This is a genomic window from Novosphingobium aeonii, from assembly GCF_052279045.1.
Taxonomy (GTDB): Bacteria; Pseudomonadota; Alphaproteobacteria; order Sphingomonadales; family Sphingomonadaceae; genus Novosphingobium.
Window position 1 is genome coordinate 296,984 of record NZ_CP176832.1, and the last position, 14,733, is coordinate 311,716.

The 14,733-nt window shown below is 65.4% G+C and carries 13 protein-coding genes; 3 read left to right on the forward strand and 10 right to left on the reverse strand.

Annotation, left to right across the window (positions count from 1 at the left end):
- Nucleotides 1-28 precede the first annotated feature (28 nt).
- The 4 genes from ACLIMP_RS01580 to ACLIMP_RS01595 all read right to left on the reverse strand — a co-directional run bounded on the left by ACLIMP_RS01580 (nucleotide 29) and on the right by ACLIMP_RS01595 (nucleotide 5,123).
- Nucleotides 29-1,249: a CaiB/BaiF CoA transferase family protein gene (locus ACLIMP_RS01580; RefSeq protein WP_185998508.1), complete on the reverse strand. Its 1,221-nt coding sequence runs from the start codon at nucleotides 1,247-1,249 to the stop codon at nucleotides 29-31.
- Nucleotides 1,246-2,268 (reverse strand): alpha/beta hydrolase, encoded by a 1,023-nt coding sequence (locus ACLIMP_RS01585; protein WP_324697080.1) that lies wholly within the window; start codon nucleotides 2,266-2,268, stop codon nucleotides 1,246-1,248. The genes ACLIMP_RS01580 and ACLIMP_RS01585 overlap by 4 nt, the downstream gene beginning before the upstream one ends.
- 109 nt (nucleotides 2,269-2,377) lie before the next feature.
- Nucleotides 2,378-3,514 carry an FAS1-like dehydratase domain-containing protein gene (locus ACLIMP_RS01590; protein WP_132388156.1) on the reverse strand — a complete coding sequence of 379 codons (1,137 nt, stop codon included), beginning with the start codon at nucleotides 3,512-3,514 and terminating at the stop codon, nucleotides 2,378-2,380.
- A gap of 31 nt (nucleotides 3,515-3,545) precedes the next feature.
- Nucleotides 3,546-5,123, reverse strand: a complete 1,578-nt coding sequence (locus ACLIMP_RS01595) for an acetate--CoA ligase (protein WP_324697084.1) — start codon at nucleotides 5,121-5,123, stop codon at nucleotides 3,546-3,548.
- A 129-nt stretch (nucleotides 5,124-5,252) separates the two neighbouring features.
- Here ACLIMP_RS01595 and ACLIMP_RS01600 point away from each other — a divergent pair, with 129 nt between their 5' ends.
- Entirely contained in the window at nucleotides 5,253-6,044 is a 792-nt protein-coding gene (locus ACLIMP_RS01600; RefSeq protein ID WP_324697086.1) for an IclR family transcriptional regulator, read from the forward strand.
- A gap of 38 nt (nucleotides 6,045-6,082) precedes the next feature.
- On the opposite strand, the gene ACLIMP_RS01605 is transcribed toward ACLIMP_RS01600, so the two are convergent.
- The gene (locus ACLIMP_RS01605) at nucleotides 6,083-6,856 is read right to left on the reverse strand and encodes a helix-turn-helix domain-containing protein (RefSeq protein ID WP_324697088.1); all 774 of its coding nucleotides are present in this window, start codon (nucleotides 6,854-6,856) and stop codon (nucleotides 6,083-6,085) included.
- Nucleotides 6,857-7,067: 211 nt separating this feature from the next.
- On the opposite strand from ACLIMP_RS01605, the gene ACLIMP_RS01610 reads away from it, so the two are divergent.
- Nucleotides 7,068-8,477, forward strand: a complete 1,410-nt coding sequence (locus tag ACLIMP_RS01610; protein WP_054438322.1) for a methyl-accepting chemotaxis protein — start codon at nucleotides 7,068-7,070, stop codon at nucleotides 8,475-8,477.
- Between the two features lie 65 nt (nucleotides 8,478-8,542).
- On the opposite strand, the gene ACLIMP_RS01615 is transcribed toward ACLIMP_RS01610, so the two are convergent.
- Genes ACLIMP_RS01615 through ACLIMP_RS01630 form a run of 4 tightly spaced genes read right to left on the reverse strand, consistent with a single transcriptional unit; the run spans nucleotide 8,543 to nucleotide 12,754 of the window.
- Entirely contained in the window at nucleotides 8,543-8,995 is a 453-nt protein-coding gene (locus tag ACLIMP_RS01615) for a MaoC family dehydratase (protein WP_324697091.1), read from the reverse strand.
- On the reverse strand, nucleotides 8,995-10,836 hold the full coding sequence (locus ACLIMP_RS01620) for an acetyl-CoA carboxylase biotin carboxylase subunit (protein ID WP_054438326.1): 1,842 nt from the start codon (nucleotides 10,834-10,836) through the stop codon (nucleotides 8,995-8,997). The genes ACLIMP_RS01615 and ACLIMP_RS01620 overlap by 1 nt, the downstream gene beginning before the upstream one ends.
- Nucleotides 10,833-11,147: a DUF3088 family protein gene (locus ACLIMP_RS01625; RefSeq protein ID WP_324697094.1), complete on the reverse strand. Its 315-nt coding sequence runs from the start codon at nucleotides 11,145-11,147 to the stop codon at nucleotides 10,833-10,835. The genes ACLIMP_RS01620 and ACLIMP_RS01625 overlap by 4 nt, the downstream gene beginning before the upstream one ends.
- Before the next feature lie 5 nt (nucleotides 11,148-11,152).
- Nucleotides 11,153-12,754, reverse strand: coding sequence for a carboxyl transferase domain-containing protein (locus ACLIMP_RS01630; protein WP_324697096.1), 1,602 nt, complete (start codon nucleotides 12,752-12,754; stop codon nucleotides 11,153-11,155).
- 123 nt (nucleotides 12,755-12,877) lie between these two features.
- On the opposite strand from ACLIMP_RS01630, the gene ACLIMP_RS01635 reads away from it, so the two are divergent.
- On the forward strand, nucleotides 12,878-13,732 hold the full coding sequence (locus tag ACLIMP_RS01635; protein WP_324699084.1) for a LysR family transcriptional regulator: 855 nt from the start codon (nucleotides 12,878-12,880) through the stop codon (nucleotides 13,730-13,732).
- On the opposite strand, the gene ACLIMP_RS01640 is transcribed toward ACLIMP_RS01635, so the two are convergent.
- The gene (locus tag ACLIMP_RS01640; RefSeq protein WP_324697098.1) at nucleotides 13,729-14,730 is read right to left on the reverse strand and encodes an LLM class flavin-dependent oxidoreductase; all 1,002 of its coding nucleotides are present in this window, start codon (nucleotides 14,728-14,730) and stop codon (nucleotides 13,729-13,731) included. The two genes, ACLIMP_RS01635 and ACLIMP_RS01640, sit on opposite strands and share 4 nt — an antisense overlap.
- Nucleotides 14,731-14,733: the final 3 nt, after the last annotated feature.

Consider the following 14,733-nt stretch of genomic DNA (forward strand, 5'->3'; position numbering starts at 1 on the left):
TCCCGCCAGCCTTGCCCGATGTGGGGGCTCAGGCAACCACTCCAGCGTTCCGCAGCTGCGCAATTCGCTCCGGCGAAAGATCGAGCACGTTGCCAAGGATCGCATCGGTGTGCTCGCCCAATACCGGCGGCGCGCTGGGCACGGGCTGGGGCGCGTCGGTGAAGCGGATCGGGCGATTGACGATGGGGATCGGCCCCAGCGTGCTGTGCTGCGTTTCCACCACCATCTCGCGCTCCACCGCCTGCGGCTGCGCCAGCGCTTCCGAAACGCCGAGGATCGGGGCATGCGGCACTTCATGCGCGGTGAATATCGCCACGAGTTCGTCCACGCTGTGCCGCTCGGTAAAGGCGCTGACGATGGCGTTCACCTCGGTCCGCGCATCGCGGCGCTTCTCCAGGGTGTCGTAGCGCGGGTCTTCGGTAAGTTCGGGCCGGTCGATCGAGCGGCAGATACGGCTCCAGAAGCCCGGCGTGAGGCAGGCGACCACGATCGAGCCCTCCCGCGCCGGGAAAATCCCGTAAGGCACGAGATTGGGATGCTGCGACCCCACCCGGCTCGGGTCCGTGCCGTTGAAGAAGGCAAGCTGCGCGATATAGCCCAGCATCCCGATCAGCCCGTCCATCAGGCTGACGTCGATATGCCGCCCCACCCCGGTCCGCTCGCGTTCGTAGAGCGCCGAGAGGATGCCGATCGGCCCGTTGATCCCGCCAACCAGATCGCCCAGCGGGATGCCCAGCTTGGTCGGCAGTCCGTCAGGCTCTCCGTTCATCGAAAGCGCGCCGGACATGGCCTGCAGCACGATGTCGAAACTGGGCCGGTCCTTGAGCGGCCCGGTCTGGCCATAGCCCGAGATCGAACAGTAGATCAGGCGCGGGTTGATGGCCTTCATCGTATCGTAGCCGAGCCCCAGCCGCTCCATCACACCCGGCCGATAGTTCTCCACCAGCACGTCGCACTTGGCCGCCAGATCGCGAACGAGAGCCAGCCCTTCCTCCGTCTTGAGATCGACGACGATGGACTGCTTGCCGCGATTGACCGCGAGGTAATAGTGGCTCTCCCCATCGCGAAGCGGCGGGAAGGAGCGGGTTTCGTCACCCGTGCCGGGCGGCTCGATCTTGAAAACCTCGGCGCCCATGTCGGCCAGCGCGAGGCTGGCGGCGGGGCCTGCCAGCACGCGGGTAAAGTCGATCACGCGCACACCGGCGAGCGGCCCGGCCCAAGCCCGGTTTACCGGTTCGTCTGCATTCATCGGGACAGGTTCTCGCGAAAGAAGGAGAGGATAGCCGCCACGGCATCGCGCCCCTCGGGCATGTGGAGGCCGTAGTGGTAGCAGTGGCCCATGCCCTCGCCGACGATCAGCGTCGAACGGATGCCGGCCTTGAGCAACTGCGAATTTGTGAAGATCGCCGGGCTGAGGTCCATCGCGCGGGTGCCGGTGATGATGAGCGTGGGCGGAAAGGTCGCCAGCACGTCCAGGTGATAGCCCGGCCAGGCGCTGGGATCGCGCGGATCGCAGCCGTCGAAATAGCCGCGCGTGATATCCATGGGCGTGCTGCCGTCAGCGGGTGGCGGCGGGAAAGATGCGTCGATATAGCCTGCGACATAGGCAGACTCTCCGGTTCCGAACGGCACTCCGCCCGCGCCGAAGATGCCCACCGCGCCCGCTTGCGGCAGTCCATGCGCCGGCAGCCAAGCGGCGGCCTGCGCCGTCAGTGCGCCGCCTGCGGAACCGCCATAGATGCCGATCCGGCCGGGGGCATAGTCCGCCAGCAGCGCGGCATAGACCGCCGCGACATCTTCCACGCCTGCCGGATGGCGATGCTCGGGCGCCATGCGATAGTTGACGCTCACGACGCGATATCTGCCAAGCGCGGCAATGGGGATCGCCTCGAGAAGCGCGATCCCGTCCCACCCGACGGTGAAGGCTCCGCCGTGCAGGTTTATCAGCACGCGCTCGGGATCGTGGCTGCCGTCGGCCGGGGTCACGTCGAGCACCTCCACGCCGCCGATGGTCCTGGGGACGATCTCTACCGCGAAATTGTCGCGCAGGCGGGCGACGCCCTGCGCGGCATAGGCATTGATCTGTTCACGCCGGGCGGCGATGTCCGCTTCGTTCTCACCGGCGGCATCGAAAGCGGGGGTGGTGGCACGCATGCGCTGGAAGGCTGCGGCTTCCTCGCTCAGCAGGCTGGAAACGGGCAAGGTGAAGGCCGGAACCCGCACATTGCCATTGGCCTCGAACTGCGGCGCTGCTGCATCCTGTCCCACTGCCTGCTCTCCCGTTTTCTCACGGCCACTCATACGACACGGCCCGAACCTTCTGCAAAGGTCCGGGCCGAAATCGCCATGCCGCTATCGGCGGCAATGCCTCTTGCGATCAGCCCTTGCTGGGCAGTTCCGCAACGGCGGTGCCGAAGGCCGAGAGTTCGCCGCGATGGGTGGTCGCCTTCTGCGACACTTCGACGAACTTCTTGCCGCCTTCCTCGAACTTGCGCGTCACTTCGCCGGTGATGATGATGGCATCACCGTCCGGGTTGTGGCGGCGGATCTGGCAGTCCGACTTGGTAAGGAAGCCGTCGTCGCCGATCCAGTTGGTCATGTGGTGCGTCAGCCACGAGCAACGCTCCGGACCGTAGTCGTAAGCGCCCGGCGCGCCCACTTCGAGAGCAAAAGCTTCGTCCCAGTGCACGCGCTCGGGGCAGTCCGGCACGTTGAAGCGGTTGCGGATGCCCAGACCCGGGTGGGCCTTCTGCATCTTGTAGGCCAGCTTGTTGGCGCGGATGTAGAGGCCGCCCCAGCCTTGCGCGTAGCAGATGAAGCCGGTGACGGTCATCGGGCCCTTCATCATCGGCGGCAGCTTGTCGCCGACGTTCACGTCCTCGAAGTAGCGCGGGGTGGCGCCGCGGATCTCTTCCTGGTCGTAGATGTCGTAGAATTCGTCGAGCTGTTCCTGGGTGAAGGGCTCAACGCGGCCGCGCGCTTCGGTGTACTTGGTGCCGCGCTCGCGGGCCTCGTCACGGTCGGTACGGAACACCCAGCTGTCGGCGCCGGCAACCTGCTCGCCGTGCTGGTTGAAGAAGTCGACGTGGTAGATCTGCTGGAACGAGCGACCGGCGAACTTGGTCTGATGCTCGACCAGATCCTTGAGATAGGCCACCGTGGTGATGGTGTCGTTGCGCAGCACCGGCTTCTGCCAGGTCCAGTCCGCACCCGCCCACATGGCGTGCACGCCCGAAAGACCGCCGCAGTAGCCCGAGACGATGCGGCTGGTGGTGAAGAGGAACGAAGGCAGCGCGACGATCGAGCCGTACTTCGTGTTCTTCGCATATTCCGGATCGCACCACAGCGGATTGTCGTCGCCGATGCCGTGGGCATAGTGGCGGATCGCGTCACGGGTGGCTTCGTAGTTCCACGGCTCGACGGTGTTCTCGATCTTCACGCCGATGCGGGCGCGCAGATCGTCGAGGCCGGCCTCGGTGATCTTGGGGAACTTGGACTCTGCTGTGGTTGCCATTTCGGTACTCTCCTGAGTTTTCGGATTGGGTTCAGCCGACCGCTTCGGCGGCCTTCGCCGCTTCGCGATCGCGCAGCATCTTGCGGTGGACCTTGCCGGCCGGGTTCTTGGGAAGCTCGTCCACGAACTCCACGATGCGCGGGAATTCATGCTGGGCGAGCTTCTGGCGGGTGAAGTCCTGAAGCTCCTTTACGAAGGCATCGTCTCCGGCGCGGTTCGCCACGACGAAAGCCTTCACCACTTGCCCGCGCTTCTCGTCCGGCACGCCGATCACGCCGCATTCGAGCACGTTCTCATGCCGCAGCATGGTGTTCTCGATCTCGACGGCGGACATCGTCCAGCCGGCCGAGATGATCACGTCGTCGGCGCGGCCGCAGTGGTAGAAATAGCCGTCCTCATCGATCTTCGCGCGGTCCTTGGTGGTCATCCAGGCACCGCCGCGCCAGAGCATCAGTTCGCCGATCTCGCCGGGCGCGGTGGGCGTACCGTCAGGGCGCTGCACTTCCAGCTTCTGGCCCGGAACCGCCTTGCCCAGCGATCCCGGCTTCACCGTGAAGTCCGGTGCGCCGGGATAGTTCACCAGCACGACGCCGATTTCGGTCGTGCCGTACATCGAGCAAACCGGAACCTTGAAGGCTCCGTCGATGAATTCCAGAGTCGCCGGGTCGATCGGCTCCCCGGTGTAGGACAGCTTGCGGAAGTGGAACTTGAAGTCCCCCGCCGCGCCGCTGTTTTTCATCATCCGGTAGTGCGTAGCCGCGGCCGACATGTTGGTGATGCCGTAATCGTCCAGCGCCTTCATCAGCCGCACCGGATCGAAGCGTCCGGCGAAAGTGCCGGTGGTGACGCCAAGACCGAGCGGCGCCAGCGTGCCGTGCCACAGACCGTGCCCCCATGCGGGCGAGGACGGACAGAAAAACTCATCGCCCGGCCTTATCCCGGTGCCGTAGAGCGCCGCGAACATCAGCGTAACCAATGCCTTGTGCGTGTGCTTCACCGCCTCCGGCAGTTCGCGCGTGGTGCCGCTGGTGTACTGGAACACCGCCAGGTCGCCCGCCCTGGTCTTAGGTTCATAAGTGGCCGGATACTTCGCGATCTCGTCCAGCAGGCCATCGTCCGCGACGATCACGCGCAGCCCGTTTTCCGCCGTCACCGCCCCGCGTGCGAGCTCCGCCTTTTCGGCATTGGTGATGAGGATCGATGGCTTGCAGTCGTCGATCCGCAGCTTGAGCGCGTCGGGACCAAACAGCGTGAACAGCGGCACCGAGATCGCCCCGGTCTGCATCGCCCCGAACAGGCAGACGTAGAACGGCAGCGAGGGTTCCAGCATGAAGGCGATCCGCTCACCCGGCTGCACGCCCTCGGCATCGAGCCAGTGCGCGAACCGCGCGGCACCAGCGGCAATCAGATCGAAGCTGAGGATTTCATCTCGGCCATCTGCGTGGGCAATCCGCACCGCCGGCCGTCCCGAACCATCGGCATGGCGGGTGATGCACTCATGCGCGATGTTCAGCACCTCGCGGTCGCCGTCGAACAGGTCCCACAGCGCGGCCGAAGAGGCGTGCGCCTGCGCATCGGCATAGCTCGAAAGGTCGGTCAACTTCACCATCGCTCATCCCGCTTCCGCGCCAGCACGATTCGCTTCTCGCGATTCGGCGCCGACCGTTTGTTCTTGTGTTCAGCAAATGTGATGAAGCAGGCTTGTTTTGTAAATATTGAATGTTATTCTATATATTGAATGGCTAGCCCCACAGATCCTCTCGAAGACGCCGTGCGCGCCAGCAAGGCTCCCGCCATCGCCCGGGCGGCAGCCGTGCTGCGCCTGCTCGGGAAACGTGGATCGCCCATGGGGGTACAGGCCGTGGCGCGTGAACTGGGGCTCGTGCCCAGCACCTGTCTCTATGTTTTACGGGCGCTTGTGGCCGAGGAACTGGTCGCTTTCGACCCGGACACCAAGCGCTACGCTCTCGATGCCGGGGTCCTCACCCTCGCCCGCGCCTGGCTGAAACGGGACCAGTTCAACGACCTCGCGCAGTCCCCGCTCGACCGTATCTCGCGCGAGTTCGGACTGACCACATTGGGTGTGCAGATCTTCGGGCTCGACCACATCATCGTCACCGCGATGGCGCAATCGGGCGAGGCTTTCCAACTCTCGACCCAGGTCGGCAGCCGCTTCCCCGCGCTTGTCTCCGCCACCGGCCGCTGCATCGCCGCCTTCGGGGCGCCGGACCTCGAAGCGCTGCGCCCCCGGTTCGAAGCGCTGCGCTGGGACGAGGCGCCGTCATGGCAGGAATGGTGCGCACAAGTCGCCGAAGCGAAGCTGACCGGGATCGCCGTGGACGACGGCCACTATATCGCCGGGGTCACCGTGATCGCGGCGCCGGTGTGGAAAGGCGGTCGCGGCAGCGGCGCCCCCTCCCACGCGCTGGTCGCCATCGGCATCGGCGCGACCTTGCGCGGGGAGATGGACCGGGTGAAGCAGGCGCTGGTCGGCGCGGCGCGGTCCCTCAGCGAGCATCTGGCGGGCTAGGGGAAGTCCAAAGGGACGCCCCCGTACGCGCGCCCAACCTACTCGATGGTCACACCCGCCACGCGCCACACGCCATTTTCGCGCGCCAATGAAACCGTCTCCACCGCATCCGCCTTGTTGGCATAGCTGGTGCGGAACTTCACGACTTCATAGCCGGCAGGCGGCGCGGGCAGGTTCTCCTGGCTGAGCAACGTGCGCGAGATCACCGCCCCCAGCGGCACCCGGACCCTTTCGGAGGTCTCCGCCCATACCTGCAGGGTGTTCAGCTTGTGGAATGCGGAGCCGGTGCCCTTGTAGCTATCCTCCCAGCGGCCCTGATCCACCAGCGTCAACCATTGGCGCGCCGCATCGACGACCTCCTGATTGACCGCAGAGGTCGGTGCTGACGATGAGGGCGCGGAAACTTGCGTCAGGCTGGCGAGCGCCAGAAGGCCGAGGGCAATGGTCATGAGCAGAACTCCGATGCTGATCCGGGGATGGCGATGGAGCCACCCTGCGCCGCCGATCGGCGCCTCTGCCCCATCCCCCGGGCGCGCCGCCGCGTCTGCCCCGATTTGCGCGTCCACAAGCAGTTCGGGGGTCGGAAAGCCGGTCCGGTCACTCTCCACCTCCAGCAGCAGGCGTGCCGCTTCCCGGCTGCTGGACACCGCCATCTTGCGCCGCGCATCGCGCAGCCGCTCGTTGATCGTGTGGACCGAAAGGTCGAGCGTGCGGGCAATGGATTTGGCGTCATGCCCCCTCACGATCAGGCGAAGCGTCTGCTTCTCCTTCTCGGTAAGGCCCCAGGAAGCGTGTTGCACCGGCATGTTCATACCTTCTGCCGACTATGTAAGGCGCCCCGGCTCCACCACCCCGAAAAATTTGTACTTCCGGTGCCGGGCGGTGATCCCGCCCTCATGCCTTTGCCCGCGCCGCTAGTTGAATCCCCTTAGCGGCCATCCGCCAATCCTTCGCAAATGCCGCGTACATCACGGGCTCGCCGGAGGCACATGTCCTCGCGGAAAATGGTCAGCGAGGCCGAGAATGTTCAACTGGTTCGAAAAATACGCGCCGATCCGGCTCAAGTTCCGCACCCTGTTCTATGTGCATGGTCTGTGGGGGCTGCTCTCGACAGCTGGCTCGGTCCTCGCCGCCCGACATTTCACCGTGGCCGGAATCGGCCTGGCGGTCGTGGCGCTCGCAGCATCGCTCGTCACTGTGAAGATCAGCGGCAAACTGATCTGCGATCCCTATGTCGAGACGGTCGTTCGCATGGAAGGGCTGGCTGCCGGCGATCTTGTCAGCCCGATACGTTTCACCGATCACAGCGATTGCGTGGGCCGGATGACCAAGGCCATGGCGGTGTTCCGGGACAATGCCGTCGAACTCCAGCTCAACTCCACCCGCCAGCAGATGGTGGACTCACTGGAACGCGGCCTGCTCTCGCTTGAAGGCGGTGACATGGCGGTCAAGCTGGAAACCGCCTTCGCCGATGAATATGAAAGCCTGCGGGCCAGCTTCAACCGCACTGTCGCCGGTCTGGAAGCGAGCATGGCGCAAGTCGTGTCCTCCGCCGAAAGCGTGCGCACCGGTTCGGCCGAAATCCGCGCCGCGTCGGATGATCTCGCGCAGCGCACGGCAAGCCAGGCGGCCACGCTGGAACGCACTTCGGCTTCCATGAAACATGTGACGGGCATGGTGGAAGTCACCGCGCGCAGCGCCGGTGAGGTTCGCATCGCGGTCGGCGCGGCCAGCGGGGACGCCGATGACGGTGCCAAAGTCGTGCGCAATGCGGTTACCGCAATGGACGCGATCGAGAAGAGCTCGCTGCAGATCAACCAGATCACCGACCTGATCGACGGCATCGCCTTTCAGACCAATCTGCTGGCGCTCAATGCGGGGGTGGAGGCCGCGCGCGCTGGCGATGCCGGGCGCGGTTTCGCCGTCGTCGCCAACGAAGTGCGGGCGCTGGCCCAGCGATCGTCCGATGCGGCGCGGGAAATTCGCGGGCTGATAACCACGTCGTCCACGCAAGTCGCGGAAGGGGTCGATCTGGTAGGCCGGACCGGCCGCATGCTGGAGCGGATCGGCACCCGGATCGCCGAGATCAACAAGCTGGTCGATGCGATCGCCCAAGGGGCGGAAGTGCAGTCCGAGGCCTTGACCGACATCAGCGGCGGCGTCGCCAGCATGGACCAGATGGTCCAGCAGAACGCCGCCATGGTCGAGCAAACCGCCGCCGCGGCACGCGGCCTGGCCTCGGAAGCGGAAGAACTTGCCGGACTGACCGCGCGCTTCAGGCTGAACCAGGGTACAAATGCACCGGTGCGTCTCCTGTCACGGCGCGCGGCGCCCGCCCCGGTGGCCGCCCCGCTACGCCCCGCGCTTATGCCGGTAAGCCGAAACTTGGCGGTCAGCCCCTCGAACTCCGGTGAGGATTGGTCCGAATTCTAGGTTGAAGTGCCGGTCATTCCCCGGACCGTGCCAGCTTCGCCGACCGGATTAATTACGCCAGAGCGTCAGGAAGGGCGCTTCTTGAGGAGGACGGTGCGCAGCATCGAGAGCGCAGTCTCGCCGCGCTGGTTGGTCAGTTCGTGTTTGAACACGACGATGCCCTGCGAGGGCCGAGACTTGCTCTCGCGCATTTCGACCACTTCGGAATGGCAGGTGAGCGTATCGCCGATGAAGGTCGGCTTTGGCGTCACCACCTTGTCGAAGCCGAGATTGGCGACGAGCGTGCCCACAGTGGTGTCGGCAATCGATAGGCCCACGGCGAGGCTGAAGGTGAAAGTGGAATTGACGAGGATCTGGCCGAATTCGCTCTGCCTGGCGAATTCGGCGTCCAGATGGAGCGGCTGCATGTTGTGCGTCATGGCCGAGAACATCAGGTTGTCGGTCTCGGTGACCGTGCGGCCGGGCTGGTGCGTGATCCGGTCCCCCACGGTCCATTCGTCGAAAAACCTGCCCGGCATTATTCGCTCTCCTCGATCCGGGCGAGCAGGGCTTCGACCTGCACTTGTGCCCCGGCAGTGGCGTTGAGTTCGGCAACCGTGCCATCGAACGGCGCGGTCAGGGTGTGTTCCATCTTCATCGCTTCGAGCGTCAGCAACTTCTGGCCCTTGGTGACGATCTGGCCCTGGGCCACATCGACCGCGATCACCTTGCCCGGCATCGGCGCAAGGATCGCGCCCGAGGCATCGACGCCGCCATGCACACCGTCACGGCGCCACGGCGTAAGCAGCCAGGCCTGTCCCTGCTCGGTGACCAGCACGCCTTCATCAGGCTCATCACTGCCATCGCCGGTCAGCGCGATCTCGACCTTTTCGCCATCGAGCGAGAACCACGCGCTACGCGCCGGTGCAGCATTGAGGCGGAAACCGGGCAACGAATTTGCCGGTACCAGGGAATTGGCAGCAGCCTCCAGCACTTCGTCCGAAGGCACCGGGGCCTGCGCCATGGCCTCGCCGTCGCGGGCGATCAGGCCGGTGTCGACCTTGCCCGCCGCGAAGTCGGGATGCTGCAGGGCCTTCACGAGGAACGAGGCATTGGTGCGCACCGGCCAGACGGCGCTGTCCTCCAGCATCTCGCCCAGTCGTTCGCGCGCTTCGTCACGGTCTTCGCCCCAGGCAATGACCTTGGCGATCATCGGGTCATAGAAGGGCGAAACTTCGGCCCCTTCATAAACGCCGGTGTCGATGCGGCCGCCTTCGGCATCGCCGAACTCCAGCAGTTCGAGCTTGCCGATGCTGGGCAGGAAGCCCTTGGCCGGGTCTTCAGCATAGAGGCGCGCTTCCATCGCCCAGCCGTCGATCGTGAGGTCTTCCTGGGATTTCGGCAGCGGCTGGCCACTGGCGACGAGAAGCTGCCATTCGACCAGATCGACGCCGGTGATCTCCTCGGTCACCGGATGCTCGACCTGCAGGCGCGTGTTCATTTCCATGAACCAGATGCGGTCTGCGGAAAGCGGGCCGGAACCGTCGGCAATGAATTCGATAGTGCCGGCGCCGACATAATCGACCGCCTTGGCCGCACGCACCGCCGCCGCGCAGAGCGCCTCGCGCGTTGCGGCATCCATGCCGGGCGCCGGAGCTTCCTCGATCACCTTCTGGTGGCGGCGCTGGAGCGAGCAGTCGCGTTCGAACAGATGGACGACGTTGCCGTGGCTATCGCCAAAAACCTGCACTTCGATATGGCGCGGACTGGCGATGTACTTCTCGATCAGCACGTGGTCGTTGCCGAACGAGGACGCCGCCTCGCGCTTGCACGATGCCAGTGCGTCAACGAAAGCCTCGGGTGCCTCGACCAGCCGCATGCCCTTGCCGCCGCCGCCGGCAACGGCCTTGATGAGCACGGGATAGCCGATCTTTGCGGCTTCTTCTGCCAGGAAGGCAGGCTCCTGATTCGCGCCCATGTAGCCCGGCGTCACCGGAACCCCGGCCTCCGCCATCAGCGTCTTGGCCGCGTCCTTGAGGCCCATCGCGGTGATCGACGAAGGGTTCGGCCCGACCCAGACCAGCCCCGCGTCCATCACCGCCTGCGCGAACGCCGCGTTTTCTGAGAGGAAGCCATAGCCCGGGTGGATCGCCTCGGCGCCGGTCTGCTTCGCAGCGGCAATGATCTTCTCGCCGACAAGGTAGCTTTCCCGCACGGCAGAGGGCCCGATATGCACGGCCTCGTCCGCCTCGCGCACATGCAGCGCATCGGCGTCGGCGTCGGAATAGACCGCAACGGTGCGGATGCCCATCTGGCGGGCAGTGCGGATGACGCGGCAGGCGATTTCGCCGCGGTTGGCGATCAGCAGCGACTGGATCATGGGTGACGCTCCGGGAAACCGTGACGGGTGTGCAGCGCCGCAAGGACGCCCTCGATATCGCCCGCGAAGCCGCCTTCGGCAAAGGCGAGCGCGGGGAGGTTCTGGTTTTCCTCGCCCAACATGGCGACCACCGCCGTGCGCGGTCGCGGCCAGCCCACGCGGACCACTTCGATCTTGCCCGCCCGCTCCGGGAACAGCGCCAGCAGGCCCTCCACCGTCACGCAATCCTTGCAGTAGAAGCGACGCGCGCCGCCGAATACCGGATCGGCATAATCGGTATCGAGTACGAAGAGTCTATCCTTATCGGCCATCGCCATCACATCCTGAACACGCCGAACTGCGGCCTTTCGGGGATCGGTGCCTCAAGGCACGCCGCCAGCGCAAGGCCCAGCACGTCGCGGGTCTGCGCCGGGTCGATCACCCCGTCGTCCCACAGGCGCGCGGTGGCGTAGTAGGGGTTACCTTCGTCCTCGTACTTCTGGCGGATCGGGGCCTTGAACGCCTCGGCCTCCTCGGGCGACCACTTCGCGGCATCGCGGTGGACGGTGGCCAGCACCGAGGCCGCCTGCTCGCCGCCCATCACCGAGATGCGCGCATTGGGCCAGGTGAACAGGAAGCGCGGATCGTAAGCGCGCCCGCACATGCCGTAATTGCCTGCGCCGAACGAGCCGCCGATCAGCACGGTGATCTTCGGCACCGTGGCGGTGGCCACGGCAGTGACGAGCTTGGCGCCATGCTTGGCGATGCCTTCCGCCTCGTACTTGCCACCGACCATGAAGCCGGAGATGTTCTGCAGGAACAGCAGCGGAATGCGGCGCTGGCAGGCCAGTTCGATGAAGTGCGCGCCCTTCTGCGCGCTCTCCGAAAACAGCACGCCGTTGTTGGCGAGAATCGCCACCGGCTGCCCGTGGATATGCGCGAAACCGCAGACCAGCGTGGTGCCGTAAAGCGCCTTGAACTCGTGGAACTCGGACGCATCGACGATGCGGGCGATCACCTCGTGAACATCGTAAGGCGCGCGCACGTCCTCGGGCACTACGGCATAGAGTTCCTCGGGATCGTACTTGGGCGGGCGCGGCTCGCGCAGCGGCTGGTCGTGATGATGGGCGGGGCCAAGGTGGCTGACGATATCGCGCACGATGGTCAGCGCATGTTCGTCATTGTCGGCAAGATGGTCGGTCACGCCAGACTTGCGGCTGTGCAGGTCGCCGCCGCCCAGATCCTCGGCAGAGATCACCTCCCCCGTCGCCGCCTGCACCAGTGGCGGGCCGGCCAGGAAAATCGTGCCCTGCTCCTTCACGATGATGGATTCGTCGCTCATCGCCGGGACATAGGCGCCGCCGGCGGTGCAGCTTCCCATGACGCAGGCGATTTGCGGAATGCCCTTCGAGGACATCTGCGCCTGGTTGAAGAAGATGCGGCCGAAATGGTCACGATCCGGGAAAACCTCGGCCTGGTGCGGCAGGTTGGCGCCGCCGCTGTCGACGAGGTAGACGCACGGCAGGTTGTTTTCCTGCGCGATCTCCTGCGCGCGGACGTGTTTCTTCACGGTGATCGGGTAATAGGTGCCGCCTTTCACGGTGGCATCGTTGCACACGATCATGCACTGGCGGCCGGAAACGGTGCCGATCGCGGTGATCAGTCCGGCGCCGGGAATGTCGTCCTCATAGAGCCCCTCGGCGGCCAGTTGCCCCAGTTCCAGCAAAGGCGAACCGGGGTCGAGCAGCCGTTCGACACGCTCGCGAGGCAGAAGCTTGCCGCGGGAAACGTGGCGTTCGCGTGACTTCTCGTTACCGCCCAGCGCCGCCCTGGCGACTTTACCGCGCAATTCGGCAACGAGCGCCCGGTTGTGGCGATCGCGCGCCTGCGCTTCGGGACTGTCGAGATTCAGGCTGGTCTGGAGCACTGGTGCGCTCATGCTTCATTCTCCAGTCGGGCCAACGGGCCTCTTCCCAATACGAGTGACTTATCATTCCCGTGTAGACATGCCGGGACCGCAGCGGAAATTGAAAGTTACCGCCCTTCGTAATAGATCGTGTCTATGATCGACCAATATCTCCTGCGCTATTTCCTGGCCGTGGCGGAAACCGGCAACTTCAGCCGTGCGGCGCGCAGCGTAGCGGTTACGCAGCCCACCCTTTCCGCCGGTATCGCCAAGCTGGAGCGGGAACTGGGCGCCCGCCTGTTCGACAGGGATCGCCAACGCGTTGCCCTGACCCCCGCCGGTAGCCGGTTCCTGGTCCGTGCCCGCCGCATCGCCGCCGAGTATGAGCATGCTCTGGTAGAACTCGCGCAGCCCGCCGAAGCGAGCCTGCTGCGCGTGGGCGTCCTCAACACGATTCCCACACAGCTGATCGGCAGCGCCTTGGCCCAGCACCGCTTGCAAGGCTCGGGGGAGGCGCTCGAACTTCTCGATGGCAGCGAACGCGATCTTGCCGAGCGTCTCGAACGCGGGCGGATCGACGTGGCGCTTACCGTCATACGGCCGCACCATGCGCGCTATCGGCCGGAAGTTCTCGCCCGCGAACGCTACATGATGGTGCTGCCGCCAGACCATCCGCTGGCGGATGAGGCCGAAATTCTCGCCGAACAACTGGCGCAGGACCGCATGGCACTGCGCCGCCACTGCGAGGCCCTGCCGGAGATCAACCGCTTCTTCACCCAGCGCGGCGTCCGCCCCCGCTTCGTCCTCAAGACCACCAGCGACGAGCGCGTCCTTGCGGTGATCCGCAGCGGCGCGGGGGTGGGAATGATGCCGGAAGGCTTTGCCGACGGATCGGTCCGCTTCGTGCCGGTGCGGGACTTCGAACTCGCCCGCGAGGTCGGGTTGCTGCACGCCGCTGGCGAGCAGCCGAGCGCCTTCCTCGAAGTCCTGCGAAAGCGGTACCGGACCTAGCCCATCGCTTCCTTCAAGCGCGGCATCGTCGCTTCCAGCAGCTTGAGGCTCTTCCAGCCTTCTTCCGGTGAAAGCCCGCCCAGCAGCGGCTGGAATCCGATCTGCCCGGCGCCGCCCATCGAACGCACCTTTTCAACGAGTTGATCCGGCGTCCACGCCGCGAACATGCCCGCGTGGCGCAGCACGGCCGGGTCTGTCAGCCCCTTGAACGGGGAGTTTGAATCCTCACCCTCGGCGGCTGCCCACTTGGCGTATTCGGTGATGACGTGGACCGCATGCGGCGCGATCGCTTCCCAGCCGGCATCGGGATCCTCGCACAAGTGAACCGCAAGCGGCATGCCGGGAACAGGCCGGAAATAGGTGCGAGGCTGGTGGCCAAGGCGTTCGCATTCGGCCAGGTAGAGGTCCACGAGTTCCGGCTTCATCGGCCCGAAACCGACACCGAACTTCGCCGCGCGCCGGGCCGATGCGGGAACGCCGCCGCCAACCATGACGATATCCTCCGGCGCCTGCACGGAAAGCGGCCGCACGTAGATCGGGCGCCCGTCGAATTCGAATTTCTCGCCACGAAGCGCGCGAAGGATGATCTCCAACCCTTCGTCCATCAGCCGCGCCCGGTCCTTCAGGGATTTGCGGAACATGGCGAACTCGAACGGGACATAGCCGGCACCGAAGATGACGTTGAGCCGGCCGTTGGACATCTGGTCCACGATCGCGATCTGTTCGGCCAGTTCCAGCGGATCGTGCAGCGGCAGGACCACCGCACCCAGCAGGAAGCGGATGCGGCTGGTAACCGCCGCCATGCCGCCAGCCAGCGTGAACGGCTGCGGCAGGTAGCCGTCATCGGAACCGTGATGCTGCATCAGCCCGATCTGGTCGGCACCGATCCTGTCGACGAAGGCGGCCATCTCGATCGCCGCGCGGTAGAGTTCGTGCGTCGGCGTTGCCCAATCGGGCGAGCGCATGTCGAACGAGACGTTGATGCGGATGTTATTCACGGG

What these genes read in the sequence shown, in the direction of transcription:
- ACLIMP_RS01580 (WP_185998508.1), bottom strand. Translation starts at nt 1,249, where the DNA reads ATGAATGCAGACGAACCGGTAAACCGGGCTTGGGCCGGGCCGCTCGCC.
- ACLIMP_RS01590 (WP_132388156.1), bottom strand. Translation starts at nt 3,514, where the DNA reads ATGGCAACCACAGCAGAGTCCAAGTTCCCCAAGATCACCGAGGCCGGC.
- ACLIMP_RS01595 (WP_324697084.1), bottom strand. Translation starts at nt 5,123, where the DNA reads ATGGTGAAGTTGACCGACCTTTCGAGCTATGCCGATGCGCAGGCGCAC.
- ACLIMP_RS01600 (WP_324697086.1), top strand. Translation starts at nt 5,253, where the DNA reads ATGGCTAGCCCCACAGATCCTCTCGAAGACGCCGTGCGCGCCAGCAAG.
- ACLIMP_RS01605 (WP_324697088.1), bottom strand. Translation starts at nt 6,856, where the DNA reads ATGAACATGCCGGTGCAACACGCTTCCTGGGGCCTTACCGAGAAGGAG.
- ACLIMP_RS01610 (WP_054438322.1), top strand. Translation starts at nt 7,068, where the DNA reads ATGTTCAACTGGTTCGAAAAATACGCGCCGATCCGGCTCAAGTTCCGC.
- ACLIMP_RS01615 (WP_324697091.1), bottom strand. Translation starts at nt 8,995, where the DNA reads ATGCCGGGCAGGTTTTTCGACGAATGGACCGTGGGGGACCGGATCACG.
- ACLIMP_RS01620 (WP_054438326.1), bottom strand. Translation starts at nt 10,836, where the DNA reads ATGATCCAGTCGCTGCTGATCGCCAACCGCGGCGAAATCGCCTGCCGC.
- ACLIMP_RS01625 (WP_324697094.1), bottom strand. Translation starts at nt 11,147, where the DNA reads ATGGCCGATAAGGATAGACTCTTCGTACTCGATACCGATTATGCCGAT.
- ACLIMP_RS01630 (WP_324697096.1), bottom strand. Translation starts at nt 12,754, where the DNA reads ATGAGCGCACCAGTGCTCCAGACCAGCCTGAATCTCGACAGTCCCGAA.
- ACLIMP_RS01635 (WP_324699084.1), top strand. Translation starts at nt 12,878, where the DNA reads ATGATCGACCAATATCTCCTGCGCTATTTCCTGGCCGTGGCGGAAACC.